Below are 24,720 nucleotides of genomic sequence, written 5' to 3'. Positions count from 1 at the left end.
GTAGTCCGTGGGAAACGGGGCTTGCGGCGAAGCGGTTACGCCAAGATGAGCCTCCAGGCTGAGCATGGGACGGTTGAGGAACACGAACCTGTTAAACCGCATCTGAGGGTTGAAGTGTCACCCCTGCCCACACCGCTTTACGGGCAGGACGCGAACTGTCGCCGGTCACACGTATGGCCCGGTGACACGAATGCTGACTGGATATGTAGCGGGTCAGTATGGAACCACGGGGAGCGCGCAGCTAGACCGTGGTGTTCGCGACGACTTGCGGCAAGCAAGGATAAAGACTGCGACAGGCAACCTCCCCCATGCGTTGAGTCCAGCATGTGAACTGGGGAAGGCTTGCAAAGATGTTAAGGGAGTGTGCCCCCGATGATGTGCGAGCTGGCGGAGCCTCCGTAGTAGTCCGAGGCCGGGAAAGCCGGTCACATGGCGAAGGGAGGCAGTTGAAGTGGTTTGCTTGGTTGATTAACTGACCACAGTGAGGTGAAGACCTTTGATAATCAGTGAAATGCAAAGCAAACTGGCGGCATGGTCGACGGAGAACAAGGAGCGCAAGTTCGATCGACTCCTGAGACTGACTGCTGACAGGGATTGGCTGAGCGAAGCGGCTCGCATCACGCTGGCATCCGGCGGAGCCCGCACACCGGGAGTGGACGGCGTTGACAAGCGCATGATGGAAGCGAATCTCCAGCATGAACTGGCGACGATACGCGACGAACTGTTGGCGGGCTCGTATAGTCCGCTGCCTGCGCGGCGCGTGTACATACCGAAGGCGAACGGCAAGCTCAGACCACTCGGCATCCCTTGTCTACGGGATCGAATCGTGCAAAGGGCCATGCTGATGGCGATGGAGCCGATATGGGAGAGTGATTTCCATCCGGCTTCATATGGCTTCAGACCTGCCCGTAGCGTACATCACGCAATTCGCACGGTGAAGCTTCAGTTGCAGGACAGTGGTGAGCCAAGTGTCGCCGGACGCTGGGTTATTGAGGGCGACCTCGCCAGCTACTTCGACACCGTTCACCATCGTTTGCTTCTGAAAGGAATCCGCAAGCGGATCGCCGACCAGCGCTTCCTTGCCCTGCTCTGGAAATTCATCAAGGCAGGCTGCGTTGATCGCGATCTGTTCCGCGCCGCAAGCGAAGGGGTTCCTCAGGGCGGTGTCATCTCACCCCTGTTATCCAACATCATGTTGCACGAATTCGATGCGTGGATGGAGAGGAACTACCTGAGCAAGAAGGTGCGGAAGGATCGGTGGGCGTGGCACTTCGCTATTCTCAAACAGCGTCCCATTACTGTGCGAGAAAACCGGCAGTGGAAACCAGCAGTGGCCTACTGTCGGTACGCGGATGACTTTGTGATTGTGGTCAAGGGCACGCGCGAACATGCCGAGGCAGTACGTGAAGCGTGTCGCAGGTTCCTTGAAGGCGAACTGAAGCTCACGCTGAATATGGAGAAGACCCATATCACGCATGTGAACGACGGCTTCGTCTTCCTCGGTCATCGCATCATTCGCAAACGGGGACCACGTGGCCGCATGCGGCCGGTGACGACGATCCCGTGGGAGAAGTACCGGGGTTTCGCCGAGCGGTTAGTCAAGCAACTGTCGGGCAACTACGGCATGAACAGGATGGACCTGATGGAAAGCCTGAATCGGCAGATTGCCGGCTGGGCCGCCTTCTATCAATACACGGACTTCACGGCCACCATGTTCAGAAAGCTTGATCGGACGGTCTTCTGGAAATTCGGATACTGGCTCGCGCGCAGGTATCGGCGTGGGTTCCGGTCGCTGATGCGCGACTACATCCGGGCACCGGAACCGGGACAAGCTACGACATGGGTGCTACAAGGCCAGAATAGTCGAGGTTGGTATGGGGCGGTGGCGCTTCGGCGTCTCGTCACCAGCCGGAAGGGCCAATTCAGGTGGCGTTCACCGTCGGAAAATCCGTACATCCTGCGCGATGAGACACGCAGTACTATCGAGTCGCGCTATACCGATGTCGCCTTTGCTATGAGCAACACTTGAGCGGAGAGCCGGATGCGCTGAAAGGTGCAAGTCCGGTTCGGGGAGGAGAGGCCGGGAGATAGCTCGACTACGCCCGGTCTCTTACTCCACTCCCGATGGCGCGCGGCTTCGTGTATCTGACCGCCGTGGTGGACTGGGCCAGCCGGAAGGTACTGGCCCGCCGCGTAGCGATCACGATGGAGGCGATACACGCTGTCGAGGCGTTGGAAGAAGCGTTCGCGAAGTACGGGCAACCGGAGATCGTCAATACAGACCAGGGCAGCCAGGGCGGATTCAACCGGTCGTCGCAACACCAGATTGTTGAACGGATTTTAGGTACTCGTCCAGAGCTTCGGCAGGCGTTTTCCAGCCGAGCGTTTTCCGGGGCCTGGTATTTAATGTTTGAGCAACGGCTTGGATCTCCCGAGCACTCCACCGGGACAGATCTGTGCCCTTAGGAAAATATTGTCGTAGAAGGCCATTGGTATTTTCGTTCGTACCACGCTGCCATGGGCTGTGCGGGTCAGCGAAGAATACCTTCACGCCGGACTCGATAGTGAAGCGGGCATGATCGGACAGTTCCTTGCCACGATCCCAGGTTAATGATCGCCACAAGTGGGCGGGCAGGTCCACCACTGTCTTCTTGAGTGCGTTAGCCATCGTAACCGCTCCGTAGCCGGCCAGCGCGGGTCCGTTTTTTGTGCGCGGAATCAGTCCATAGCCTTTCTCCCGAGGCAAGTGCACGAGCATCGTGAAACGGCTCGATCTTTCCACCAGCGTCCCGATCGCAGATCGATTCAGGCCAATGAGCAGATCGCCTTCCCAATGGCCCGGCACAGCACGATCTTCCGCCTCTGCAGGCCGACTGGAAATCATCACCTCCTCGCTGACGTGCGCCCACGCCTTGGCACGCGCTCTCGCTCGGGGAACGCGCAACGCGCGACCGGTGCGCAGGCAGCCCACCAGTTCGCGCTTGAGCGCGCCGCGCCCTTGAATATAGAGCGCTTGATAAATGGCTTCGTGAGAGATGCGCATAGACTCATCGTCCGGGAAATCTACCTGCAATCGATTGGCGATTTGTTCAGGTGACCAGCCGGTGACCCACTTTCGGTCACCGCGATGTGGTTTATTTCGCCCCTTGAACGGTGCCTGCCTGGGCCCGGCAATTTCACGACCATGAGCGTCATGTACTTTGCCCTCCAGGCGCTCCTGTACATATTGGCGCAGCCTTGCATTAGTCGCCAGCTTCGCTGGTTTTGGTCGTTTGGCGAACCGTTCCGCCTTCCACTGCGCGACCGAGGCGCGATATTCAAGGCAACCACCACGAGTCGCCGCGTTGCGCGTGAGTTCCCGCGAAACGGTTGATGGGCTGCGTCCGATACGGCGGGCGATATCGCGCACCCCGAGGCCTTGGGCAGAAAGCAATGCTATCTCTTCGCGCTCAGCGAACGACAAGTACCGACCAGCGATAGGTTTCGACATGAATAGTGGCATGCCACCACGATAGCGGAACCAGCGCGACCCCACCGCTTGAGATACGCCTACCGCCTCTGCTGCTTTCTCGCTTGTGATGCCGGTCGCGATCTGGCGCCAGAACTGACGCTCGATCTCATGTCCAAGTGATGGCGCGCCCGGCGAGTACATCGCTCCTCGCCCTGTCAACCGATACACCTGTTTTGCGCTTTGTCCCATGCAACACCTCATTGATCAAAGGTGTTGCGACGACCGGTTGAATCCGCCCAGTTCACCGCGACAGGGTTCACCGAGGCCGTGCTTAGCCGGGGCATCAGCTTGTCCATGGACGGCAAAGGTGCCTGGCGAGACAACGTGTTCGTCGAGCGCGTGTGGCGAAGCGTGAAATATGAAGAGGTGTATCTGAAAGCCTATGAATCGGTCGGCCACGCCCGGCGCTCAATCGGCAATTACATCAATCTGTACAACCAGAGACGACCTCATTCGAGTCTGGAAGACCGCACGCCGGATGAGGCATACTTCGCGACGCTGTCTGCAATCAAATTGGCAGCATGACCGCCCCGGACGTTCCACTTAAAAATCTCAGAAGACTGTCCGAACAAGTGAGGCCACCTCTCACCAACAAGTAGTGCCATGCATTCGTGCTCATCGAATTCTACGTGGAAATCGACGACGCATCGTGTTCCTAGATCGCCATCAAGGCAAGCCTGTCTCTGCCCCTTTCCCTTCTAAACCGAATCGATTGCTGCTCGTACAGTGAGTGCCCTGCGCCTGTAAAGCGTCGACCGTCGCCTGAGAACCCATCGTGGCGACAGGCGTCGCGTGGACGCGGCAAAGCGAGCGGCTTGACGCTCATGGAAAGCAGACCAAGAAGTCCACCTCGCGGGCGCAGATGCGATGGTCTCAGGCGAAGGCCAATTGACAGAATTACTGCGCACTGATGTGAATTGACAACTTTCCTTCGCAGCGCAACGAAGCAAAGTCGTCAATTCAATGGCGCACGCGCTGTCCTGTTGGACATGAATACCGCCGAAACCCGCAACCAGTTGTACGTCAACACGCTGATGATCCAGTGTGTACTGGCAGAGCCACGCTGGTGGCCAATGGTGCAGGCCGCCGACTTCCGCGCGCTGTTGCCGTCGATCTACACCCATATCAATCCATACGGCCGGTTCGATCTTGACATCGGAAAGCGGCTGCCGCTCGAGGCATTATCGGCCTGAGTGAAATCGCCCTCCTATCAATAGGGCTTGATTTTGATCAAGCGATGACGAGTTAAAGTCGGTGGTCCTATGCCTTGGTATATAAATTGGCTCAACTAGCGTCTACCTTTCCGGGAGACATTAGAGGGTGTTAGCAACCTTGGACAATCGGCGCAGCATGAACGAGCATCAACATTGCGAAGACGACGAAATGAAGCCCTGCAAGCGTCTGCGGAAGTCGCTCGTAATCTCGTATGAGCCGCCGAAAGCGGTTCAACCAGCCAAAGCTGCGCTCGACCACCCAGCGACGCGGCAGGAGGACAAAGCCTTTTTTAGCCTCCGGCAGCTTGATAACCTGCAGTTCAATGCCTTCATCACGCGCGGCCTGCGCCGCATCCTCCCCTGTATAGCCTTGGTCAGCGAATGCCACCTTCACTGTCTGACCCGTTACCTGCTGAACCTGGCGGGCAAGCTCGGCAACCTGCGCTCGCTCCTGCTCGTTGGCCGGCGTAATGTGCACAGCCAGCAGCTTGCCCAGCGTATCGACCGCCATGTGTACCTTCCTGCCACGCTTGCGCTTATAGCCATCGTAGCCCGCACGCGGGCCGCTTTCGCACGTGGACTGCAACGTGCGTCCATCCAGGATAACCGCGCTGGGTTGCCCCCGGCGCTCCTGGGCGATACGCAGCACCGAACGCAAATCGCTAACCATCGCCTCGAAACAACCCGCGTTCAGCCACCGTTGTGTTTGCTGATAGACCCGTTCCCACGACGGGAAGTTGGTCGGCAGCATACGCCACGAGGCACCGGCTCGCGCCATCCAGCGCAGCGCATTGAACATTTCGCGAAGTTCGTATCGGCGTTGCGGTGCCTCTTCGTTCATCAAGGTCAAGTAAGGAGCGGCGAAGCTCCATTCTTCGTCCGTCACATCAGTCGGGTATGGCTTGCGTGGTGTCATCACACCAGGATACCAAGTCCAACTGAAAGTTCATAACACCCTCTAGCTAGAGAATCGAGTGCCGTACTAGGCTTGATTGCTCTATGCATTCATACACCCGCATTAATTGAAGATCTTCTGATTTTGTAGGCCAGTATCGAAGTGTCATAAAGTTTTGTTTTCAATTCATGGGGATTGACATGCGCAAGAAGCTTAAAAAAATGGTATTCGTTGGTTTAATGGCGGCGACTGTGCTTGTTGGAGCTATGCCTGCAGTCGCAGCGGAAATGGAAGGGTGGTCCGACGACTGCTTGTTCCTTGAAATCGGAAAGGGTGATTGGAAGATTTGTTTGTAACGCTGACGGGCGTAGGCGCTGCAGCCCTGACGGATTTGTCAGGTTGACGGTAAGGCGGCGGCAGAACGAAGGTGATGAAGAAAGCGGACATGGGAATCGAGATCGATTTCGTTGGGCTCATTGACACACCTGCCCCGAGAACTTTTCAGAAATGACAATTTGAATATTGAGCAACGATTCGTTATGTCGATCTCCGATCACCGCCGCCGATCCGGACAGTCCAGGCAATTCCGTGCTTTCGAGTCCAGTTAGAGCGGCTAACACAACCTGGACATCAAGCCCTAGGTTTCGTATCCTAGGCGCATGTTCAGAAGAAAAAGAGGCACGAAAAGCTTCCGACAAGGCGCGCCGCAAGGCATACAAGGAGAGCAAAGCCGACCAGGCACGAAAGCTCGCGCTCGTGGGTGAGGCCGTCTTGCGGCGAGTTGAGCGCGGAGAAATGGACGAAGCCGACTTTCGGCAAATGATGGATGAGGCTCTCACCCGGCCGGCAGACCGGGCATTGTTCGACCTCGACTGAACGCGCCGTCCGATTCGGACGGTGAGCTTTTGCAGGTATCGCCGGTGAGTCTTTTCAGGAGCCTGGTCCGATGCCCCCCCACAATGGCGCGCACGGCGCCGTCCATCTGCTGACTGACAGCGACGCGCTGACCGCGAGCGTGCGGCGCACGGTGCGACTCGAAGCTGCGCCCGACGGCAAAAGCCTGCTCCTGATCGACGTCGACCAGCGCAAACCCGGGACTCAGCGCGAGGTGCGCTATGAGATCACGCCGGCCGAGCTGATTGCCGCGATCCGTGCGCACGGCGCCGAGCTGCCCGGCGAGAGTCATGGCGAAACTGGCAAGTGAAAGCGATCAAATGGGCGTTGGTGCATAGATAGGTCGATGAAAGGGCTCCGGTGCAAATAGGTAGCGTGGTCAAAATAATCTTTATAGATTTGGATACCTTATCGATTGAACAGGACGGCGTTCCAAACCGCGGGCGCGGTGGTATCGCTGAGCCTGAGCGCGCAGAGGTCGAACTGCGCCTTGCGAATGCGATGCATCAACTCGATGCCTGAAATCGTGATCGCGGCACTTCTGAGCCGTTTGAATCCAAGCATCACGTTCGTTCTTGACTTGATGTGACGATGGTCCTGTTCGATCAGATTATTGAGATACTTCGAAGAGCGCACCTTCGTGTCCTCGGGAAGCAGGCCGTCAATTTTCATCTCACGCACGGCCCGGTGCGACGCAGCATACCCATCCAGGGTGACCGTCTCCGGTGGCCGGCCTTGATGTTTGACCGCCTTGCCGAAAAAGGCTTTTGCCGCGGCCACATCGCGCTTGGACCTGAGCATGAAGTCTACCGTCTGGCCGTCGCGATCCACCGCCCGATATAGATAAACCCATTTGCCCCGGATCTTCAGGTACGTCTCGTCAACCCTCCACGACCGTCCCGCAAACGTGGCAAAATGATTCCAGCGCTTGACGAACTCGGGCGTATAGCGGCGCACCCAACGCAGAATCGTCGTGTGAGCCAGCGACAACCCTCGCTCAGCCATCATCTCGACGAGATCGCGCAGGCTGAGTTTGTAGCGCAGATACCAGCGCACACAAAGAATGATCACCTCACGGTCAAAATGACGGCCGGCGAATAGCCCGTCCAGACTCTTCAGCTTGTTCATCGCGGCTCCTCAAATCGGTCAGGGCGACACTCTAGCCGATCCTTGAGCGCTATTTGCACCACAACCCGCCGACCTAATTCGCAGGTAGTCTAGTTGACGCAAGACAGTCCGTGCCGGATCGCGTACCGGATCACGTCGGTGTTGTTCGTGATGCCGAGTTTCTGCATCAGCCGCATCTTGTGGGTGCTGATCGTTTTTGCACTGAGCGCGCACACATCCGCGATTTCGTTAAGGCTCTTTCCCGCAGAGAGCATTTGCAAGACCTGAAACTCGCGGTCTGACAGCACTTCATGCGGTGGCACGTCGCCGCGGTGCCTGTCGAAGACCATTGCGTCGACGAGCCTCGGATCGATGAAACGCCCGCCGCCCGCGATCTTGCGGATGGCTTCGAGCAGCACGGCGGGGTCGCTGTCCTTTGTCAGGTAGCCCGTCGCGCCTGCACGCAGCGCTCGCGACGCCACCTGCGCGTCGTCGTGGATGGTAAGTACCAGCACTGGCAGCGCAGGCTGCTCGACGCACACGCGCCGGACGAGGTCGATTCCGCTGATGCCCGGCATGGTCATGTCGAGCAGCAGCACGTCGACGGCGCAGCTGCGCAGCTTGTCGATCACTTCCGAACCCTGTGCAGCTTCCGCGGCGACGATCATGTCGACCGTTGTCGCGATGATCTGCCTGATCCCGCTGCGCAAGATCGCGTGATCGTCCGCAATGAGTATTCTGATCATGTTCAGGCACTATTCCACGAGCGCACGCTTCTGATCTGCGCTGGCCGCTCGATCAGCTCATCAATCAGATCGGCCAGTTCACATAGTGCCTGAAACTCTGATTCGTCGAGTTGGTCGACGTGATAGAGCCGCAGATCGCGCATGGTTTCGCCAAGACGCTTAAGCATCTTCGGCGTGCTGTCGAGCAACGGCCAGCAGTGCATCAGATACGCAAGCAAGGTCACACGACGCGTCTCGCACCACTCATCGAACAGTCGTAGACAGACCGAATTAATTTCCTCGACGGCGTTCTCCGGCTCCGACAGATAGGCGATCATGATGCACCGGTTTTCCAATTGCGCTTCGACGACTCATAGTCAGCGACCACAATCCCTGTCACATTCAGCGGAAGCTGGAAAAACGAGGCGCGGCATCCTGATTTTCGCATCAGGAAATCCTTACATCCTCTTTTCCGCTTTCCCAGATCGATGGCAATCTGCCCAATCATGGGGTGAGCCGGTCCTTGACTTCCGCGGCCAGCCTTGCCGTCAAGTTCTCCCAGTTGCCCATGGTATCGGGTCGGAGCACACTGAGCACGATGTGTGTCGTTGTGCGAATAGTTCGGCATAACGCGGGCGAGCGTGACCACGGCGTGATGGCCAGCGATGAAACAAAGGTTTCGAAGCGAGTGATCAGCTTCGGCAGTAGTGCCGAAGATTGATCATCGTGTAGGCGAGGGTTTTCAAAGCGTAGTGCAGGTGGCTGAGTCGCTCAAGGCGCAGCAGCAGGCGCCGGAACTTGAAAATCATCTAGCGGGCCTCCCACCGCCGCCCTTTCGCGCGACGGGGTTAAAGTCATCTCGTTATACAGAAGTGTCATAGCCTTCGCGCAGGATCTGAATGGTGATTACCGCATCCATGACGCGTTGCATGCCAATCCACAGTGTCCTCGCGCCGGGTTCTCCATCGCCCTTGCGCCCCAGAAAGCCGCCCAGTGTCGCAACCATCCGGATCATCTGGTTGAGGGTCGGTGGCTTTTTCGGGTTCTGTCGCAGTAAGAGCGAGAGGTCGGCCAAGTCCGCCATGGTATGGACTCCTTATCTAGCCAGTGAATAGAATTGCTGCGCGGGAGTTTGCCCAACGCCGCCGTCGTTCAATTGCCCCTTGACGATCATGTGCATGATTTCGATGCCACCCAGGAGAATGCGGGCGCAACGAAATTTCTTGAACCCGAGCATCGGGCGGGTCCGGCGCTTGATCGCCCGGTGGTCCTGCTCGACGATGTTATTCAGATACTTTTTCTGGCGGACCTTGATCGGCAGATTCCGCCTGGCGTTGATCGCCTGCAAGGCAGCCAGATTCGATCCGCTCTTATCGAGCGTCACGGTCTCGGGCTCGCCATTCTGGTCGATTGCCTTTTCGAAATAGGCCCGGGCCGCAGCCTTGTCCCGTCGGGCTCGCAGCAGAAAATCAACGGTATTGCCTGCCTTGTCGACAGCCCGGTAGAGATACCGCCACTCCCCCCTGATTCGAATGTAGGTTTCGTCCATCCTCCAGCTCCTGCCGACTGTCCGTTTGCACCGTCGAAACGCCTTCTCCAAGACCGGCAACAGTTTGAGTGCCCAACGATGAACCGTCGAATGATCGACCGCAATCCCGCACTCGGCCATCATCTGTTCGAGATGACGCAGGCTCAGCGGATAGGCCAAGTACCATCGAACGCACAGCAACATCACGTCCAGCGGGTAATGCAACCGTTTGAGTACTTTTGCCACACCCGGACTCAGCTTCTTGGTCATCGATCAAGTCACCCATTAAGGCCCGTCAGCATAGCAGACCGCCTTATTGCGACAGATCCCAGCAACGCGCCTTTAATGTGGATCCCGCCGCCGCCCCCAATATCGAGCATCAAGCGATGCTGTCGGAGATCAAGACGCGTGGGCCAGACCGGCGCATGTGCGACGCTAAAAGGCCAGTTCAAAAAGAGCGCGGAAGGGCTGTTTACTTTCCCGCGAAACGGTTAACCTTGAATGCCTGAACAACGGATCAAGGAATGCCGGCACCTATCATCGATGACGAGCTGTGGGCACTGATCGAACCACTACTTCCACCGCCCAAACCGCGACGCAAGCGATACCCAGGGCGCCTGCCGGTCTCGGACCGTGCAGCACTCAACGGCATCCTGCTCGTGCTGAAGACAGGGATGCGATGGAACCATCTGCCGACCCGGTTGGGCTTCGGCTCCGGAGCGACCTGCTGGCGTCGGTTGCACGACTGGCAGCAGGCCGGGGGCTGGGACAAGCTGCATGGGCTGCTGCTCGACAAGCTGCGCGAATCTGGCCAGCTCGATTTCTCATATGCGGCTGTCGATTCATCGTCCGTGCGAGCCGTTGGGGCGGGCCAAAAACTGGGCCAAACCCCACCGATCGCGCACGACCAGGGTCCAAACACCACATCCTCGTAGACGCGAACGGCGTTCCTGTCAGCGCGATCCTGACCGGCGCGAACCGCAACGATGTCACGCAACTGCTGCCGCTGGTCGACGCTATCCCAGCGATTCGCTGGCACCCGCGGCCGGCCGCTTCGCAAGCCCAAAATCATCTACGCAGACCGAGGCTACGATTCCGACTCGCATCGCTGCCGACTTCGCGAGCACGGGATCAGACCGGTCATCGCCAAGCGCCGCGCTGAACACGACAGCGGCCTCGGCAAATTCCGGTGGGTCGTCGAACGGACTCATTCGTGGCTCCATGGTTTCCGTCGTCTTCGCATTCGTTTCGAACGCTGATCTGACATTCACGAAGCATTCCTCAAACTAGCCTGCTCACTCGTCTGCTGGAACATCTTCAGTCGTGCTGAGCAGCCTTTTTGAACTGGCCTTTAAAGCTTTGCATGGCTCTGGTGAACCGGATGCCGAGTTCCCGTTGCTGCTCTCGGGTACGGAATATATCTGCCGCAACGTATGCTTTGGGCGTATTGCGCTGCAGTGCCTCTTCGATACCATTGAGAGTATAAGTCTCGGCGTTGTCATACATCAAGTCCCAGAGAGCGCCAAAATATGTCGGGCTGCCCTCGAGTAGCAGATCCTCTCCAAGTGTCGTTAACCGGTATGCTTCCCCCTCACGATAGACAAAGCCAAGTGCGACAGCTGTATTTGCCAACGCTTCCGCTGGGCGTCTGGCGAGCCCAAGTGCGCAGCTAATCTCAGCGAGTGTGGATGCGCCTTCGCCCAGCCGACGAAATGATCCAAGGCGATGGGCAACCAGCATTGCCGGATAGATGAAGAGGCCAAAGGCGACATCGTACGCGGCGGTGTCGTCCTGGCGCGACGCGTCGTGTGCCATGATGGCGACCGCTATATGTGAAATGGCGTCTGCGCAGCTGCGCCACAATCAACGCTGTTTCCCGCCTTGGCAGCCAGTTCGATCTGGGCGGCGGCTTCATGTGACCAACCAGCGAACGCATCAAAGACTCGATCGACGAGAGCGATGCACCGATCCTGCTCTTCGCAGTTCAACTCAATGTGAGCCAGGTCGACATGTCCTCCATTTTGCAAGTGCCCTGATTCAAGAGCGAAATGGAACGCCCCCATGTAGCGCAGTTCGATACCTGTCTGGTCCCGCACTGCATCGGCCAACCGCGTGGTCAGTGCAAACAGCACGTTTCCAGTCTCTTCGATTGCTTCGATAACGGCGAGCTTTTCGACGCCGCTGCACCCAGCCAGGATTGCGCATAGTTCGTATACGAGCAAGCGGCTATGGTGGGTCTCCTCGGACCACAGGGCGCGCAACGCATCCGTAGTAGTAGCCATCTGGCTCCAGCCCAGTTTTTCCAGATCTTCGAGAAACCACGGCCAATGATGATCGTCTTCGTATGTATGTGCGTTCACCCGTTGCTGATAGATGTCGGTCGCTGGCAGGCGACGCAGTACATACCGATTGAGATCGCCAAACGCCATAATGAAAAATGCAAAACCGGGCATAAAGCCGAGCTTCACTAATGCCGATAGATTTCCGTCACGCAGGCATTCAAACAACGGAAGATCGTCATATACGCGCCTTTTGCGCATTATGTGGGTAAGCACCTTCTCCATGGCAAATGTCCCTTCACGTCCATCCGCACCTTCCGTCATCACGCGCACCAGCGCATCTTCGACTGCATCAGGTATGCGCCAGTCGTACGCATCGAGCATCTCCTTATCGTGCCATCGCGATATGCAATGACATTTCCATTTGCGCTCCTATGCAGTCTCGTTTCAAAACCACCATAGCTGTCTCGAATGATGTCGGTCGTGAACGACCGGGCCTGTTCGCAGGCCTACGATCCATCTGCAAACGACCAAGAGCACTTCATCGACTCGCCGCTGTTTGTCGAGATGCGTGCGCGATCTGCCGGTCGCACGGTGAGACGGTGTAGCTCCCCAATCCGCGAAGCATGTCGGTTGTCGCGGCATTGAGAATTCGATGCGCAAAATTGCTTCTGCACGCGCGATCCATTGACCGTGCTGCTTCGTAGTTTCGATTTCTCTGTCATCGGGGTAGCGAGTTCCACCGACGCGCTGTGCGACATCCTTTCCGTGTGCGTGGACTATTGTGGTACCTGGCAGCGCGACGACACGCCTCCCACTCCAGACGTGCCGCAAACCGCTACGACAGTCTTGTTCAGCCGAGCGGCCAGTTCAAGACCACGATGCCATCGTTATAGTCGCCATCGGTGCCGTCTTCCGAACCGACCAGCGCGAAATTCAGCCTGTTTGCGAGCGTTGTTTGGACCGAGACCAGATCCGATGCCTTGTTGTTAACGGTTACCATTATCTGAACGTTGCCTTTGCCGGAGTTCAGGACTTGCGAGCCGATCACTTTGTTGTCGGTGCTCTGGCCCGTGAAAGTCGCGCGGACTTCTTTGTCGACCAGCACATTGATCGTCTGAGTCCCCGCCGAATTCGCGAACCCCGTTATGCCGAAGCGGATGTTGGGCGGGAGCGTGAAGTAGCCTTGTGGGGGCATGATGAAGCTCCGAAATTGATCTTGTTTTCTGCCACCCGCAAGATTGGGAGCCTCAACGAGGCTCCCACCTCGGACGGCCCCGCAGAGACGGGCCGTCGCAGAAGCCAATGTAATCTTCCACTGCGGGTACTCTACGGTATCCATCGCGCGGCCCGAGATCTAGCTAGCAAGGTAGTCAGGTGCGCGCTGGCACGAAGTGTGAAGGGGTCTCGATCATCACGGCGCTCGCCGAAGAAGGCTTGATGTGCAATCCGACGGTTGAGCCGCTGCCGTTGAATGGACGACATGGTGGTCAAACGACGGGCTAACCGCCGCCGAGATCGGGCTGCTGCTCGCCAATGCGAGGATCGACGACATCGCCCCCGGCATCACGAGACGCAAGCGCCTGCTTAATGCGCGATCATATCCGGGCCCCTGAACCGGGGAGGACTACGACATGGGTGCTGCAAGGCCGGGATAGTCGGGGTCGGTACGGCGAAGTGGCGCTTCGGCGTCTCGTCACCAGCCGCAAGGGTCGATTCACCTGGCGAACCCCCATAGAAAATCCGTACATATTGCCCGATGAGACGCGTCGCACCATCGAGTCGCGCTACGCTGATGTTGCCTTTGCTATGAGCGACACCTCAATGGAGAGCCGGATGCGCTGAGAGGCGCACGTCCGGTTCGGGGAGGAGAAACAGGGAAATAGTTCGACTACGCCCTGTTTCTTACTCCACTGAAGATTCGTGGTAAGTGGGTTTACCTTTATCGAGCGGTTGATCGGGCTGGCCTGACGGTTGACTTTATGCTTCGTGCGAAGCGCGACGTGCAGGCGGCAAAAGCCTTTTTTCAGGAAGGCGATCAAACATCAAGGCCAGCCACCAAAGGTTGTGGTGCAAATAGCGCTCAAGGATCGGCTAGAGTGTCGCCCTGACCGATTTGAGGAGCCGCGATGAACAAGCTGAAGAGTCTGGACGGGCTATTCGCCGGCCGTCATTTTGACCGTGAGGTGATCATTCTTTGTGTGCGCTGGTATCTGCGCTACAAACTCAGCCTGCGCGATCTCGTCGAGATGATGGCTGAGCGAGGGTTGTCGCTGGCTCACACGACGATTCTGCGTTGGGTGCGCCGCTATACGCCCGAGTTCGTCAAGCGCTGGAATCATTTTGCCACGTTTGCGGGACGGTCGTGGAGGGTTGACGAGACGTACCTGAAGATCCGGGGCAAATGGGTTTATCTATATCGGGCGGTCAATCGGGACGGCCAGACGGTAGACTTCATGCTCAGGTCCAAGCGCGATGTGGCCGCGGCAAAAGCCTTTTTCGGCAAGGCGGTCAAACATCAAGGCCGGCCACCGGAGACGGTCACCCTCGATGGGTATGCTGCGTCGCACCGGGCCGTGCGTGAGATGAAAATTGACGGCCTGCTTCCCGAGGACACGAAGGTGCGCTATTCGAAGTATCTCAATAATCTGATCGAACAGGACCATCGTCACATCAAGTCAAGAACGAACGTGATGCTTGGATTCAAACGGCTCAGAAGTGCCGCGATCAGGATTTCAGGCATCGAGTTGATGCATCGCATTCGCAAGGCGCAGTTCGACCTCTGCGCGCTCAGGCTCAGCGATACCACCGCGCCCGCGGTTTGGAACGCCGTCCTGTTCAATCGATAAGGTATCCAAATCTATAAAGATTATTTCGACCACGCTACCTATTTGCACCGGAGCCGACGGGCGCTCGTTACGGCACCACGAGCCGCGCCACAAGCTCTCTGCCGAGGAACGCGCCGAGCTTCTGGCAGTCGCGAACTCGGCCGAATTCGGTCATCTGCCGCCAAGCCAGATCGTGCCGCGACCGGCAGACCAGCAACGCTATACCGCCTCGGAATCGACGTTCTACCCGGTACTGAAGGCCGAGAGCAACTCGCCCACCGGCGCAGCGAGCGGCCGGCCCATGCTCGCAGCAAACCCCGTTCGGTTTGCGCCGACGCGCCAAACCAGCTGTATTCCTGGGACATCACGTATTTGCCGACGACGATCCGTGGACAGTATTTTTACGGCATTGTCAACTTGTCGGCAGTGGCACGGACTACGGTGAAGAGTCAATCGCTCAGGAGACAGTCGACGGATTTTGAGCGATGCCGGTGAATTCGCGCCACGCAGCGAATCGGGATGCGAGTTGTTTGCGATAGAGCGAAGCACGTAGCAGGTGTCGCTTGAACGCGAACCGAAGCTGGAGAGAAAAGCCTGCGTGCGCTTCGGGTCGCGAAATCCGCGCATGCGCCGCTCACGTTCACGCGTAGGCTGATGACTATTCTCTGCCCGGTTGTTCACCCGGGCCGCAGCCTTGACGAACACATGCTTGACGTTCGCCAGTTCGGGGATGTCGGCCTTGGCTGCCGGGTAGCTGCGAAGCTGATCGGTGACAATCCTTCGTGGCGCGTCGGCACAGGCGGCCAGCACGCGGTTGAAGAAGCGCTTTGCTGCGGCCTTATCGCGACGTTTCTGCAGCAGGATGTCGAGTTCGGCGCCGTGCTGGTCGACGGCCCGCCAGAGCAGATAAGGCTCACCGCGCAACGTGACGAAGACTTCGTCCAGATGCCATGTGCGGCCAGGCTTGCGGCGAGCAGCTTTGACGCGATGTGCGAAGCCCGCGCCGAATTTGTCGCACCAGCGGCGGATCGTCTCGTAACTGACAACGACACCGCGCTCGAACAGCAGTTCTTCAATATCACGCAGGCTAAGTTGGAACCGGTAATACCACCGAACCGCGAGACTAATGATTGCCGCCGGGAACCGGTGGCCGTGATAAAGCGATTTTCTTTTCTTCATCGTGACATCTTACGTGACTACCTCGCCAACGTGACAGTGCCCTACAGAAGTATCGGACAGCAAGGAATGGACGCCGTGCTGCCCGCTGATGTGCCGATGGATCGGGTGATTGCCGATGGCGCGTACTACAGCATCGAGCATACCGAAGCGCTTTCGGGCGCGGGCGTGACGCCCGTCATCCCACCGCCAGCTCACGCTGTCGTACACGGCGAGGAGCGAACCCGCCGGCATGACCAGATCGTCAGATACATCGAGGACAAAGGTATCTATGCATTTCACAAGAAATACGGCTACGATGTGCGCTCGCTGGTCGAGGCACAGATCTCGCGCATCAAGCGCTGCATCGGCGAGCGCCTGCTGACGCAGGAGCTTGCGTCGCAGGAAGGCGAAGGCATAATCATCGCCAACCTGCTGAACCGGTGCAACGCCTTCGGCAAACCGGTTTGCGTCAAAAATGCATAGTCGCGTCCATGGCACGGGAACTCGTACCCATCCGGACAAAGCCGGACCTCATTACGTGAGAATGAAACCACATTAGTTGAGAACAGCCCGATTGCATCGACCAGGAACCACTTTGCGTGAGAACGCCTGGGGCGATACGCCGGCAAGAAGAAGTTGATACTGTACGCGTTGGCTGGCTGCAGCCAGCCGTTGAGTGTTCTACGTCATACCGTCCAAGGCGCAGGCTTGTCACTTTGCGCCCTATGGAGCTGGTATGTCGGGGTCAAACATCGGTTCGATCATTTTGCGCCGTCTCTTCCGTGCTTGGACGCCTGGCTGTCACAGCTTCGTAGTGTCCCTGCTGGTCCCAGATAACGACATGGTGCGTGAACGGGCACTCGCGCCAGAAGCGGAAATGATTTCCTTGCTCGTCACGGGGTATGCCGCGTCTAGAGCGTGTTAGGAACTTCGATTGAGACCTGGTATCCTGGCGGGATGAAAAGAACCGACCGCAAAGGGTATCCGACAGATGTGTCGGATGAGGAATGGAGTTTCGCGGCGCCGTATCTGACGCTGATGGACGTTGACGCGCCCCAGCGCAAATACGAACTGCGCGACATGTTTGATGCATTGCGCTGGATGGCTCGTGCCGGCGCGCCGTCGAGGATGCTGCCCAATGATTTCCCGCCGTGGGAGCTGGTGTATCAGCAGACTCAACGCTGGCTGCAGGCTGGCTGCTTTGAGAGCATGGTGAGCGACCTGCGCTCGGTGATACGCGTGGCACAGGGCCGTCGGGGACAGCCCAGCGCGGTCATCCTCGATGGCCGCACGATACAGTCGACCTGCGAGAGCGGCCCGCGTGCGGGCTATGACGGTTATAAGCGGCAGCGCGGTAGCAAGGTACATATTGCAGTAGACACGTTGGGACAGTTGCTGGCGGTGCACGTGACCCCCGCCAATGAACAGGAGCGCGCACAGGTAGCGGAGCTTGCGCGGCAGGTCCAGCAGGTAACGGGACGAACGGTCAAGGTGGCATTTGCCGATCAGGGATACATGGGCAAGGAGCCAGCGCAGGCTGCATTCGACGAGGGCATTGACCTTCAGGTGATCAAACTCGAAGAAACGAAAAAGGGTTTCGTTCTGCTCCCCTGCCGGTGGGTGGTCGAGCGCAGCTTTGGCTGGCTCAACCGTTTCCGGCGTCTCGCACGTGACTATGAACGGCTTCCCGAAACTCTCGCTGGGCTTCATTTCGTCGTCTTCGCAATGCTCATGCTTGTCCACGCCGTGCCAGTACTTCAAAGTTCCTAACACGCTCTAGCAGGCTGTTGAAAAGCGCCCCGTCATGACGACCGAAGCTACGTTCAGGAGACTTGCGCGTGCAATTTCCCGCTGAATTGCCGGTTTGCCGCGCGATCCGCGCGGGGCATGCGCACGCATGCAGCCCCGCTGGCGCGCAGTCTTCACGCCGTGACGGCTCATCGCGCCGCTCCTTGCGGCACCACCCCTGGCATTCGGGCCATGCGGGTCAGATTGCTCGCAACCATCGTCAGCTTGAAGTGCTGGTCGACGCGCTTGATACCGCGATAGACCGTCTGCCGGATCCGACCGACCGTTTTACCCCAGCCGAAATGCTCTTCGATTCGTTTGCGGATGATCTGGCTAATCCGGTAGCCCGTATGCCGCGAAGTGCGACCATCGATTGCGCTGCCGCCCCAACGCTCATCGTTGCGCGCGACATGCGGTGTCACGTTGCGAGCGCGGCAATCGTTCACGAAGTCGCGGGTGTCATACGCCTTGTCGGCACCAACTGTCTTCGCATGAGCGCCTGGCACGCAATCGAGCAATTGCAATGCGCTGGCCCGCTCGGCGAAACCATCTGCGTGACTCACCACGGCGCCGACCACCAGCCCCGAGCGATTCTCCATCAGGATGTGCCCGTGGTAGCACAGGATGGCCGGGCTCTTGTGGCTCTTCTTGAACAATCGCGCCTCCGGATCAGTAGTCGACTCGTGCGTGGCATTGCTACGTCGCTCGCCTTTCCAGTCAGTGTCGGCGTTGCGGCCACCGCCGGCTGGCGGACCATCGTCCGGGCCGTCCTTGCGGCGGAAGCTCTTGTGACTGGCCCACGCCTGAATCAGCGTGCCGTCCACCGAGAAATGCTCTCTCGACAGCAAGCCCCGCTTGTCCGCCAGGCTCATGACTTCGGTGAAGAACGCTTCCACGACTTCATGCTCCAGAAGCCGGTCGCGGTTCTTCGAGAACACCGAGTGGTCCCACACCGCGTCCTCAATCGCCAGCCCGACAAACCAGCGGAACAGCAGGTTGTAGCGCATCTGCTCCATCAGCATGCGCTCGCTGCGCACCGAGTAGAACACCTGCAACAGCAGCGCCCGCATCAGCTTCTCAGGCGCAATCGAGGCACGGCCGGTGTCCGCGTAGATGACGCTGAACAGCCCGTTGAGCCGTTTCAACGCGTCATTCACCAGCAACCGGATCGGTCGCAACGGGTGATCTGCCGGGACGAAGTCCTCGAGCTTGACCGTCGTGAACAGGGGTTCCTGCATCTCATCCATTCCGCGCATCGCATCCGCTGCCAAAGATCATGAACACGATATCCATAACGCCCGTCCCTCAAACCCCGTTTACACGGGACCCAAATTCAACAGCCTGCTAGGAGGTGTGTTTTATATTGCAGTCGAGGCTTCGCATACCCAATCCGAATAACTTGATGGCCCGGCAATCAAATCTCCTTGACAACGACGCGCCGTGAATTAGTTTTGTAAACGCGCTGGGGCCCATTCAATCCGGGCGCGTTACGTCATTCACTCGAGAAGGGGAAGAACATGTCGCAATACGACAAAGACGATGTACTCGATGCCGCCAAGCAAATCGAGGAAAACCGGCTTGGCCTCGTGCTTTCCGGTCACATCAAAAACGGAAAGCTGGTGCTTGATCAAGAAACGCTCGACGCAATCGCAGCGAAGTTCCCTAACGCCGATCGCGCGTTCGTCGCAGTCAACGCGCCCTTCGACCCTTGCTCCCATTCTCTCTAGGGGGACCCTGCGATGATGCTCGCTGGCTCTACGCCTGTTCCGTCAGAAGACGGGCTGCCTGTCGACGTATTGCTGGACGCCGATGAGACCAGCGAACGGATATTCATCGCTGCCAGGGTCGCTTTGTCGCAGTCGGGTCTCGGCGATCGGTGCCCGATTTATTTGTCGGCTTTGGAAGCCGCGCTGCAGGATGAGCCTCCCTACGGCACGCGCGCCTATGCGGCGGCTTACCGTGGCGCGTCGCAAAGCAGGCAGTGGCTGGCGACATCGCTGATCACGAATGCCGAGCGCGAAGGCGACGGGGCGACTCGCCTGTGGTCGATGGCGGCTTGCGCCGAAGAGGGGCAGGAACAGCACCTCCTCAAACGTCATGCGGTCGACGAATCCGGTCACGCGCTGTTCTATCTGAAGCTGCTGGACCTGACCTTTCCCGGCGCCGTCAGTCCGGCGTTTCGCATGGAACTGCGGCAGCTCTCCCCAGGCTACTCGATGCCGCAATCGCTGTTCGTGGTCGAAGGGTCGCCGTACGGAAGGCCGCCCACCGTGGACGATTTCATCCAGATGAATATCGCCGAGATCAGAACTACGATCCATCATCTGTTGCAGCGTGACGCACTCAGCGCCCACTGCCTGCCCGAAAGTCTTCCGCAGGTCGTGAAGCTGCTCGATACGCTACTGCGCGACGAGCTGAGTCACGTTGCGTATACCGGCATGCTGATCGAACGACATGCCGCGCGCATCGCTGCCGGCAAGATACATGACCTGTTCCGGAAGCGATTCCACGACTTCAACGAAATCACATTGCAGGAACTAGACAAGAAAGTATTCGACTGACACCGGCAGGTCGTTTCGGATCGGCAGGTTGTTCCGGCCAGAATAAAACATTCGCACAACGGGAAAAGAAATGAATGTGGAAGAATTTCTGCATTGGGGCGAAACCGACTTGCCGTCCGTCCGCACGAGTATTGCCGACATGGTCGGACTCGAGGACGACGACATCCTCCTAGCGGTTGGCTCGCTGGCCGAAGGCATGGGAACCCGCAAGTCCGACCTCGACGTGCTCCTGATCACCTCCCGCCCGGCGTCCGCGCTGCCACCGCGGGACGAGGTCATCTGGGCGCTGGGCAAATGCGTGGTGGACATCCGTATCTTTCCGGACAACGTGATCGAGAGCCTGATTCATCGTCTCGATCATTGGTCCCGCCAGCCATGGGATGTTTCCGATACCGCGAAGTTTACGTTTGACGAGCGTCTGCTGCTCCACCGGCTACGTCATGGACAACTTCTGCGCAGCCCGTCGGCGACGCGCTCCGACGCCGCATTCCGGCCGTCCGACACCGCGCTCGCCAGGCTCAAGCTGCAAGTCGCCCGCCACGCGGGGAGAACGATCCAGATCGACATGGTGGGATATGACGAAACCGGCGACTATCGCACGCTGGTTTTTGCCGCGCAGAAATTGCTCGGCCACGCGGTCGATGCGTTGCTGGCCGGTTACGGCCGCACCAATCCGTTGTCCAAGTGGCGCAGCCGCACGCTGGGTCAGTTGCCATCCGGGTGGGAACGCGAACTCCTCGGGCGACCCACGGGCCTGAGCGCTGCGGACCTGTTCTGGAATTTGCAGCGTACACCCGAATATCCGGACAGGGTTTCTTCGCGGGTCTACGCACGACGCATTGTCGCGTTCACCCGCGCGGCATTTCTATGGGCCGAATGCCGCGTGACCGGGAAACGATTCGACGGGCCGCAAGGTCATGACTGGATCGGGACCGAGTCGCCGATGACCGCGCCCCCCCTTCCGTCCCTCGAGTTCGACGTCGATTTCTCGTTTTCGGGCGATGGCATGAAGATCGCGCGATTGAATGAATTCGGCACGGTCGTGAACCTGTCTGCACAGGATGCTGCGCTCGTCTTCCTGTTCGACGGCGTCACGACCGCCGATGAAGCGCTAGCGCACGTGTGCGGTACGAAGTGCAGCGAAACGGCAGGGATGATCGATCGCGTGCAGCACGCGGTCGGCAACGCGGGCCTGACTGCTTCGACCTGATCGGCACGGTAAAGGGGACGGCTGCCCGTTACGCCCTCCACCTGGCAACGCGAACCAAGGATCGAACATGAACCGTTCGTCGCGAGGGAAATTCCCGAGTCCATTCGAAGTCGCGGTGCCACTGGGATGCGAAGGCTGGCAGCGGCTCTATCCGTACTATCACGTCTTCAGTGAAGAACGCCGGACATCCGAGGAAAGCAGGTTCTGGTTTGCGGACCGGATACATCATGCCGAGCCGCTGTACCCGTTCGACGCGATCATCTGCGAAGCCATCTGGGTCGCGCTATCGCAGTACAATACGCGTGTTTTCGTGATGCCGTCTGCGCTCGGTATCGACCAGCGCATCGTGAACGGATACCTGTATCTGAGTCCGAACCCGGTCACCGACCCTGCGTTGATCGAGCAACGCGCCGAACATTTCAGACGGCGCGCCGGATATTACTTTGAGCACTGGGACGAGCTCTACGAGCAGTGGCTGCGCAAGACCCGAGCCCATATCGAATCGCTCGAAGCGATCGAGATCCGCGATTTGCCGGAGCTCGAAGCGGAGGCTGTCGTCACCGAAGGTCAAGGCGTGGCCTCAGGCTACCACTTGCTCGAAGCCTACAATCGAACCATCGAGAATCTGCTCAAGATCTGGCAATACCATTTCGAGATGCTGAATCTCGGGTACGCCGCCTACCTGACCTTTCTGGAATTCTGCAAGCAGGCCTTTCCGGGCATTTCCGACCAGACCGTTGCGCAGATGGTATCCGGGACCGACCTCCTGCTCTTCCGTCCGGACGACGAATTGAGGAAGCTCGCGCGCCTTGCCATCGCGCTCGACATCGGGCCCGTCCTCAAGCAGGCCACGTCGCCGTCGAAAATACTTGCCGACCTCGAGGAAACGGAGAACGGCAGGCAATGGTGCAGCGCGCTGGATGAAGCGAAGCAGCCCTGGTTCAATTTTTCCACCGGTACAGGTTTCTATCATCACGATCGCAGCTGGATCGACGACCTTTCCTTTCCGTTCGTCGCGCTGCGCAGCTATATCGAGAAGCTCGAACAAGGCGGGAACATCGAACGCCCCCTCGACGCCATTCGCGGCGAACGCGACCGCATCACGACCGAATATGCACAGCTCGTGAAAAACGACGAGGACCGGAAGGTGTTTGCGGAGCTCCTGAACCTGGCCCGAACGGTGTATCCGTATGTCGAGAACCACAACTTCTTCGTCGAACATTGGCACCACACCGTCTTCTGGCAAAAGATGCGCGAATTCGGGAAGATCCTCGTTCATCACGGCTTCATCGCGTCGACGGACGACATCTTCTTTCTGAACCGATATGAAATCCAGGCGGCGCTTTACGACCTGATCGCCGCATGGTCGGTCGGTACCGACGCAAGAGGGCCGCGTATATGGCCTGACGAGATCGAGCATCGCCGGCGAATCTACCATGGGTTTCGCCGGTCGCCACCGCCGCCCGCGCTGGGAACGCCGCCCGAATCGATCACGGATCCGCTCTTGATCATGCTCTGGGGCATCACTCAGGAGACGGTGATCAACTGGCTCGGGATCGAGTCCGCCGAGGGCGAGCAACGGGAGCTGAAGGGCTGCGCGGCGTCGCCCGGCATCGTGGAGGGACCGGTTCGCATCATCAATCGTACCGAACAGCTCAACGAAGTCCAGCCAGGCGAGATTCTCGTTTGCCCGGTCACCTCGCCAAGCTGGGCCCCCGTCTTCAGTCGGATCAAGGCCACCGTGTCGGACGTCGGCGGTGTGATGTGCCATGCCGCTATCGTCTCGCGCGAGTATGGCTTGCCGGCGGTAGTCGGAACCGGATTCGGGACCCGGCTGCTCAAGACGGGACAGCGCATACGCGTCAACGGCGATTCGGGAACGGTGCAGATCCTCTCATGACATCGCAGTTGAACGACGCGCGGGCGTGGATCCGCCCGCTCTCCGAATGCAGCCTCGCGCTGCTCGCCCATGTGGGCGGAAAAAATGCGAGGCTGGGCGAACTGACGCGCGCCGCCTTTCCGGTTCCTGCGGGTTTCGCCGTCGCGACCGACGTATACGCAGCGCTTCTCGATCAACACGCGATGCACGCGCTTGACAGGTTGCTCGCCCGCATCGTCGTCGACGATCTCACCTCGTTGAGGAGAACGAGCCAAGCGATACGGCGGCTGATCGAATCCGTCGAGATTCCGCGAGCTTTCGAAGTCGCGATTGCCGAGGCCTATGCAAAGCTGTCCGGTGACTGCGGGGTCGCCGATCTTCCTGTCGCGGTGCGCTCCAGCGCGACTGCCGAATGCCTCGCGCACAGCAGCTTCGCCGGACAGCAGGAGACATACCTGTGGGTACGCGGCGCCGACAACGTGCTGGGCAAGATCCGGAAATGCTGGTCCAGCCTCTTCACGCCTCAGGCGATCTCCTACCGGCAGAAGGTACGCTTTTCGCACGAAAGCGCATTGATCGGTGTCGGCATTCAGAAAATGGTCGATGCCAGATCGGCCGGCGTCCTTTTCACGCTGAATCCCGCGAACGGCGATCGCTCGAAGATCGTGATCGAAGCCAACTGGGGCCTGGGAGAGAGCGTCGTGTCGGGGGAGGCCACGCCCGATCGCTACGTGCTCGATAAGGTCATGCTGGAAGTCATCGAACGGCATCTATCGTCGAAGCACTTCGAGTACGCGATCGACCATGAAAAGGATCGGGTCCGCCGTATGTCGATTCCCGTCGAAAAACGGCGAACCGCCTGTCTCGACACGGACGAGATCATCGCGCTGGCGCGCCTCGCAAAGCGGATCGAACAGCACTTCGCTGTGCCGCAGGACATCGAGTGGGCATTCGACCGCCATCAGTATCGTCCTGATGACCTGGTCATTCTGCAAAGCAGGCCGGAAACCGTCTGGCACAAGAGAAAGTCGCCGCAAATCATGGAAGTCCAGCCGAGAGCAATCGGTTATGTCTTGCACGGGATCGCGCGCAAGGTCCAGTCGCCGCCGATGCCGAAACCGTAGGGCCATTCTTCGCAGCGAG

22 protein-coding genes and 6 pseudogenes are annotated in these 24,720 nt (G+C 58.6%); 16 read left to right on the top strand and 12 right to left on the bottom strand.

Features of this window, described 5'->3' with window-relative positions; translation table 11 throughout:
- The first annotated feature begins 511 nt into the window (after nt 1-511).
- Both ltrA and QFZ91_RS28290 read left to right on the top strand, forming a co-directional pair.
- Nucleotides 512-2,029, top strand: a complete 1,518-nt coding sequence (gene ltrA / locus QFZ91_RS28295) for a group II intron reverse transcriptase/maturase (RefSeq protein WP_429568868.1) — start codon at nt 512-514, stop codon at nt 2,027-2,029.
- A gap of 83 nt (nt 2,030-2,112) precedes the next feature.
- Nucleotides 2,113-2,295, top strand: a pseudogene (locus QFZ91_RS28290) (DDE-type integrase/transposase/recombinase); the annotation flags it as partial.
- Nucleotides 2,296-2,302: 7 nt separating this feature from the next.
- Here the strand turns inward: QFZ91_RS28290 and QFZ91_RS28285 are convergent.
- Nucleotides 2,303-3,700, bottom strand: coding sequence for an IS30 family transposase (locus QFZ91_RS28285; RefSeq protein ID WP_429569111.1), 1,398 nt, complete (start codon nt 3,698-3,700; stop codon nt 2,303-2,305).
- A gap of 39 nt (nt 3,701-3,739) precedes the next feature.
- On the opposite strand from QFZ91_RS28285, the pseudogene QFZ91_RS28280 reads away from it, so the two are divergent.
- A pseudogene (locus QFZ91_RS28280) lies at nt 3,740-4,036 on the top strand (integrase core domain-containing protein); the annotation flags it as partial.
- A gap of 464 nt (nt 4,037-4,500) precedes the next feature.
- Nucleotides 4,501-4,704 carry a Tn3 family transposase gene (locus QFZ91_RS28275; RefSeq protein ID WP_176369961.1) on the top strand — a complete coding sequence of 68 codons (204 nt, stop codon included), beginning with the start codon at nt 4,501-4,503 and terminating at the stop codon, nt 4,702-4,704.
- A 130-nt stretch (nt 4,705-4,834) separates the two neighbouring features.
- On the opposite strand, the gene QFZ91_RS28270 is transcribed toward QFZ91_RS28275, so the two are convergent.
- A complete protein-coding gene (locus QFZ91_RS28270; RefSeq protein ID WP_429569110.1) occupies nt 4,835-5,641 on the bottom strand; it encodes an IS5 family transposase in 807 nt (268 codons plus the stop codon).
- A 179-nt stretch (nt 5,642-5,820) separates the two neighbouring features.
- On the opposite strand from QFZ91_RS28270, the gene QFZ91_RS28265 reads away from it, so the two are divergent.
- Both QFZ91_RS28265 and QFZ91_RS28260 read left to right on the top strand, forming a co-directional pair.
- On the top strand, nt 5,821-5,976 hold the full coding sequence (locus QFZ91_RS28265) for a hypothetical protein (protein WP_429569109.1): 156 nt from the start codon (nt 5,821-5,823) through the stop codon (nt 5,974-5,976).
- A gap of 590 nt (nt 5,977-6,566) precedes the next feature.
- Nucleotides 6,567-6,824 (top strand): hypothetical protein, encoded by a 258-nt coding sequence (locus QFZ91_RS28260; protein ID WP_429569108.1) that lies wholly within the window; start codon nt 6,567-6,569, stop codon nt 6,822-6,824.
- A 98-nt stretch (nt 6,825-6,922) separates the two neighbouring features.
- Here the strand turns inward: QFZ91_RS28260 and QFZ91_RS28255 are convergent, their stop codons facing one another.
- The 5 genes and pseudogenes from QFZ91_RS28255 to QFZ91_RS28235 all read right to left on the bottom strand — a co-directional run bounded on the left by QFZ91_RS28255 (nt 6,923) and on the right by QFZ91_RS28235 (nt 10,144).
- Nucleotides 6,923-7,642: an IS6 family transposase gene (locus QFZ91_RS28255; RefSeq protein ID WP_429569107.1), complete on the bottom strand. Its 720-nt coding sequence runs from the start codon at nt 7,640-7,642 to the stop codon at nt 6,923-6,925.
- Between the two features lie 89 nt (nt 7,643-7,731).
- Entirely contained in the window at nt 7,732-8,367 is a 636-nt protein-coding gene (locus QFZ91_RS28250; RefSeq protein WP_429524093.1) for a response regulator, read from the bottom strand.
- Nucleotides 8,368-8,369: 2 nt separating this feature from the next.
- Complete coding sequence (locus QFZ91_RS28245; RefSeq protein ID WP_429569106.1) at nt 8,370-8,684, bottom strand: hypothetical protein; 315 nt, start codon at nt 8,682-8,684, stop codon at nt 8,370-8,372.
- 524 nt (nt 8,685-9,208) lie between these two features.
- Nucleotides 9,209-9,388, bottom strand: a pseudogene (locus tag QFZ91_RS28240) (IS4 family transposase); the annotation flags it as partial.
- A 54-nt stretch (nt 9,389-9,442) separates the two neighbouring features.
- Nucleotides 9,443-10,144, bottom strand: coding sequence for an IS6 family transposase (locus tag QFZ91_RS28235; protein WP_429524095.1), 702 nt, complete (start codon nt 10,142-10,144; stop codon nt 9,443-9,445).
- 254 nt (nt 10,145-10,398) lie between these two features.
- Here QFZ91_RS28235 and QFZ91_RS28230 point away from each other — a divergent pair.
- Nucleotides 10,399-11,217, top strand: a pseudogene (locus QFZ91_RS28230) (IS5 family transposase).
- Here QFZ91_RS28230 and QFZ91_RS28225 read toward each other — a convergent pair.
- The 3 genes from QFZ91_RS28225 to QFZ91_RS28215 form a co-directional block, all read right to left on the bottom strand.
- Nucleotides 11,192-11,689: a hypothetical protein gene (locus tag QFZ91_RS28225; RefSeq protein ID WP_429569105.1), complete on the bottom strand. Its 498-nt coding sequence runs from the start codon at nt 11,687-11,689 to the stop codon at nt 11,192-11,194. The pseudogene QFZ91_RS28230 and the gene QFZ91_RS28225 sit on opposite strands and share 26 nt — an antisense overlap.
- 11 nt (nt 11,690-11,700) lie before the next feature.
- The gene (locus QFZ91_RS28220) at nt 11,701-12,438 is read right to left on the bottom strand and encodes a hypothetical protein (RefSeq protein WP_429569163.1); all 738 of its coding nucleotides are present in this window, start codon (nt 12,436-12,438) and stop codon (nt 11,701-11,703) included.
- Between the two features lie 568 nt (nt 12,439-13,006).
- Nucleotides 13,007-13,351 (bottom strand): fucose-binding lectin II, encoded by a 345-nt coding sequence (locus QFZ91_RS28215; protein WP_429569104.1) that lies wholly within the window; start codon nt 13,349-13,351, stop codon nt 13,007-13,009.
- Nucleotides 13,352-14,060: 709 nt separating this feature from the next.
- On the opposite strand from QFZ91_RS28215, the pseudogene QFZ91_RS28210 reads away from it, so the two are divergent.
- Nucleotides 14,061-14,186, top strand: a pseudogene (locus QFZ91_RS28210) (DDE-type integrase/transposase/recombinase); the annotation flags it as partial.
- Nucleotides 14,187-14,282: 96 nt separating this feature from the next.
- The gene (locus tag QFZ91_RS28205; RefSeq protein ID WP_429569103.1) at nt 14,283-15,002 is read left to right on the top strand and encodes an IS6 family transposase; all 720 of its coding nucleotides are present in this window, start codon (nt 14,283-14,285) and stop codon (nt 15,000-15,002) included.
- A gap of 436 nt (nt 15,003-15,438) precedes the next feature.
- Here the strand turns inward: QFZ91_RS28205 and QFZ91_RS28200 are convergent.
- A pseudogene (locus tag QFZ91_RS28200) lies at nt 15,439-16,160 on the bottom strand (IS6 family transposase).
- A gap of 66 nt (nt 16,161-16,226) precedes the next feature.
- On the opposite strand from QFZ91_RS28200, the gene QFZ91_RS28195 reads away from it, so the two are divergent.
- Both QFZ91_RS28195 and QFZ91_RS28190 read left to right on the top strand, forming a co-directional pair.
- Nucleotides 16,227-16,622, top strand: coding sequence for a transposase (locus QFZ91_RS28195; RefSeq protein WP_429569102.1), 396 nt, complete (start codon nt 16,227-16,229; stop codon nt 16,620-16,622).
- Between the two features lie 474 nt (nt 16,623-17,096).
- Complete coding sequence (locus QFZ91_RS28190; RefSeq protein WP_429569101.1) at nt 17,097-17,909, top strand: IS5 family transposase; 813 nt, start codon at nt 17,097-17,099, stop codon at nt 17,907-17,909.
- A gap of 167 nt (nt 17,910-18,076) precedes the next feature.
- Here QFZ91_RS28190 and QFZ91_RS28185 read toward each other — a convergent pair whose 3' ends face one another.
- The gene (locus QFZ91_RS28185) at nt 18,077-19,183 is read right to left on the bottom strand and encodes an IS5 family transposase (protein ID WP_429522659.1); all 1,107 of its coding nucleotides are present in this window, start codon (nt 19,181-19,183) and stop codon (nt 18,077-18,079) included.
- 261 nt (nt 19,184-19,444) lie between these two features.
- Here QFZ91_RS28185 and QFZ91_RS28180 point away from each other — a divergent pair, with 261 nt between their 5' ends.
- The 5 genes from QFZ91_RS28180 to QFZ91_RS28160 all read left to right on the top strand — a co-directional run bounded on the left by QFZ91_RS28180 (nt 19,445) and on the right by QFZ91_RS28160 (nt 24,701).
- Nucleotides 19,445-19,654, top strand: coding sequence for a hypothetical protein (locus QFZ91_RS28180; RefSeq protein ID WP_368718823.1), 210 nt, complete (start codon nt 19,445-19,447; stop codon nt 19,652-19,654).
- A gap of 12 nt (nt 19,655-19,666) precedes the next feature.
- Nucleotides 19,667-20,488, top strand: a complete 822-nt coding sequence (locus QFZ91_RS28175) for a hypothetical protein (RefSeq protein WP_429569100.1) — start codon at nt 19,667-19,669, stop codon at nt 20,486-20,488.
- A gap of 70 nt (nt 20,489-20,558) precedes the next feature.
- Entirely contained in the window at nt 20,559-21,698 is a 1,140-nt protein-coding gene (locus QFZ91_RS28170) for a nucleotidyltransferase domain-containing protein (protein WP_176369945.1), read from the top strand.
- A 67-nt stretch (nt 21,699-21,765) separates the two neighbouring features.
- Nucleotides 21,766-23,598, top strand: a complete 1,833-nt coding sequence (locus QFZ91_RS28165) for a PEP-utilizing enzyme (RefSeq protein ID WP_368718821.1) — start codon at nt 21,766-21,768, stop codon at nt 23,596-23,598.
- Nucleotides 23,595-24,701 (top strand): PEP/pyruvate-binding domain-containing protein, encoded by a 1,107-nt coding sequence (locus QFZ91_RS28160; RefSeq protein WP_176369947.1) that lies wholly within the window; start codon nt 23,595-23,597, stop codon nt 24,699-24,701. The genes QFZ91_RS28165 and QFZ91_RS28160 overlap by 4 nt, the downstream gene beginning before the upstream one ends.
- Nucleotides 24,702-24,720 lie beyond the last annotated feature (19 nt).

Origin of the sequence: Paraburkholderia sp. JPY419, assembly GCF_050435705.1 — a bacterium.
Taxonomy (GTDB): domain Bacteria; phylum Pseudomonadota; class Gammaproteobacteria; order Burkholderiales; family Burkholderiaceae; genus Paraburkholderia; species Paraburkholderia youngii.
Note: the sequence above shows the minus strand (reverse complement) of the source record. Positions and strands in the feature narration are given on the sequence as shown.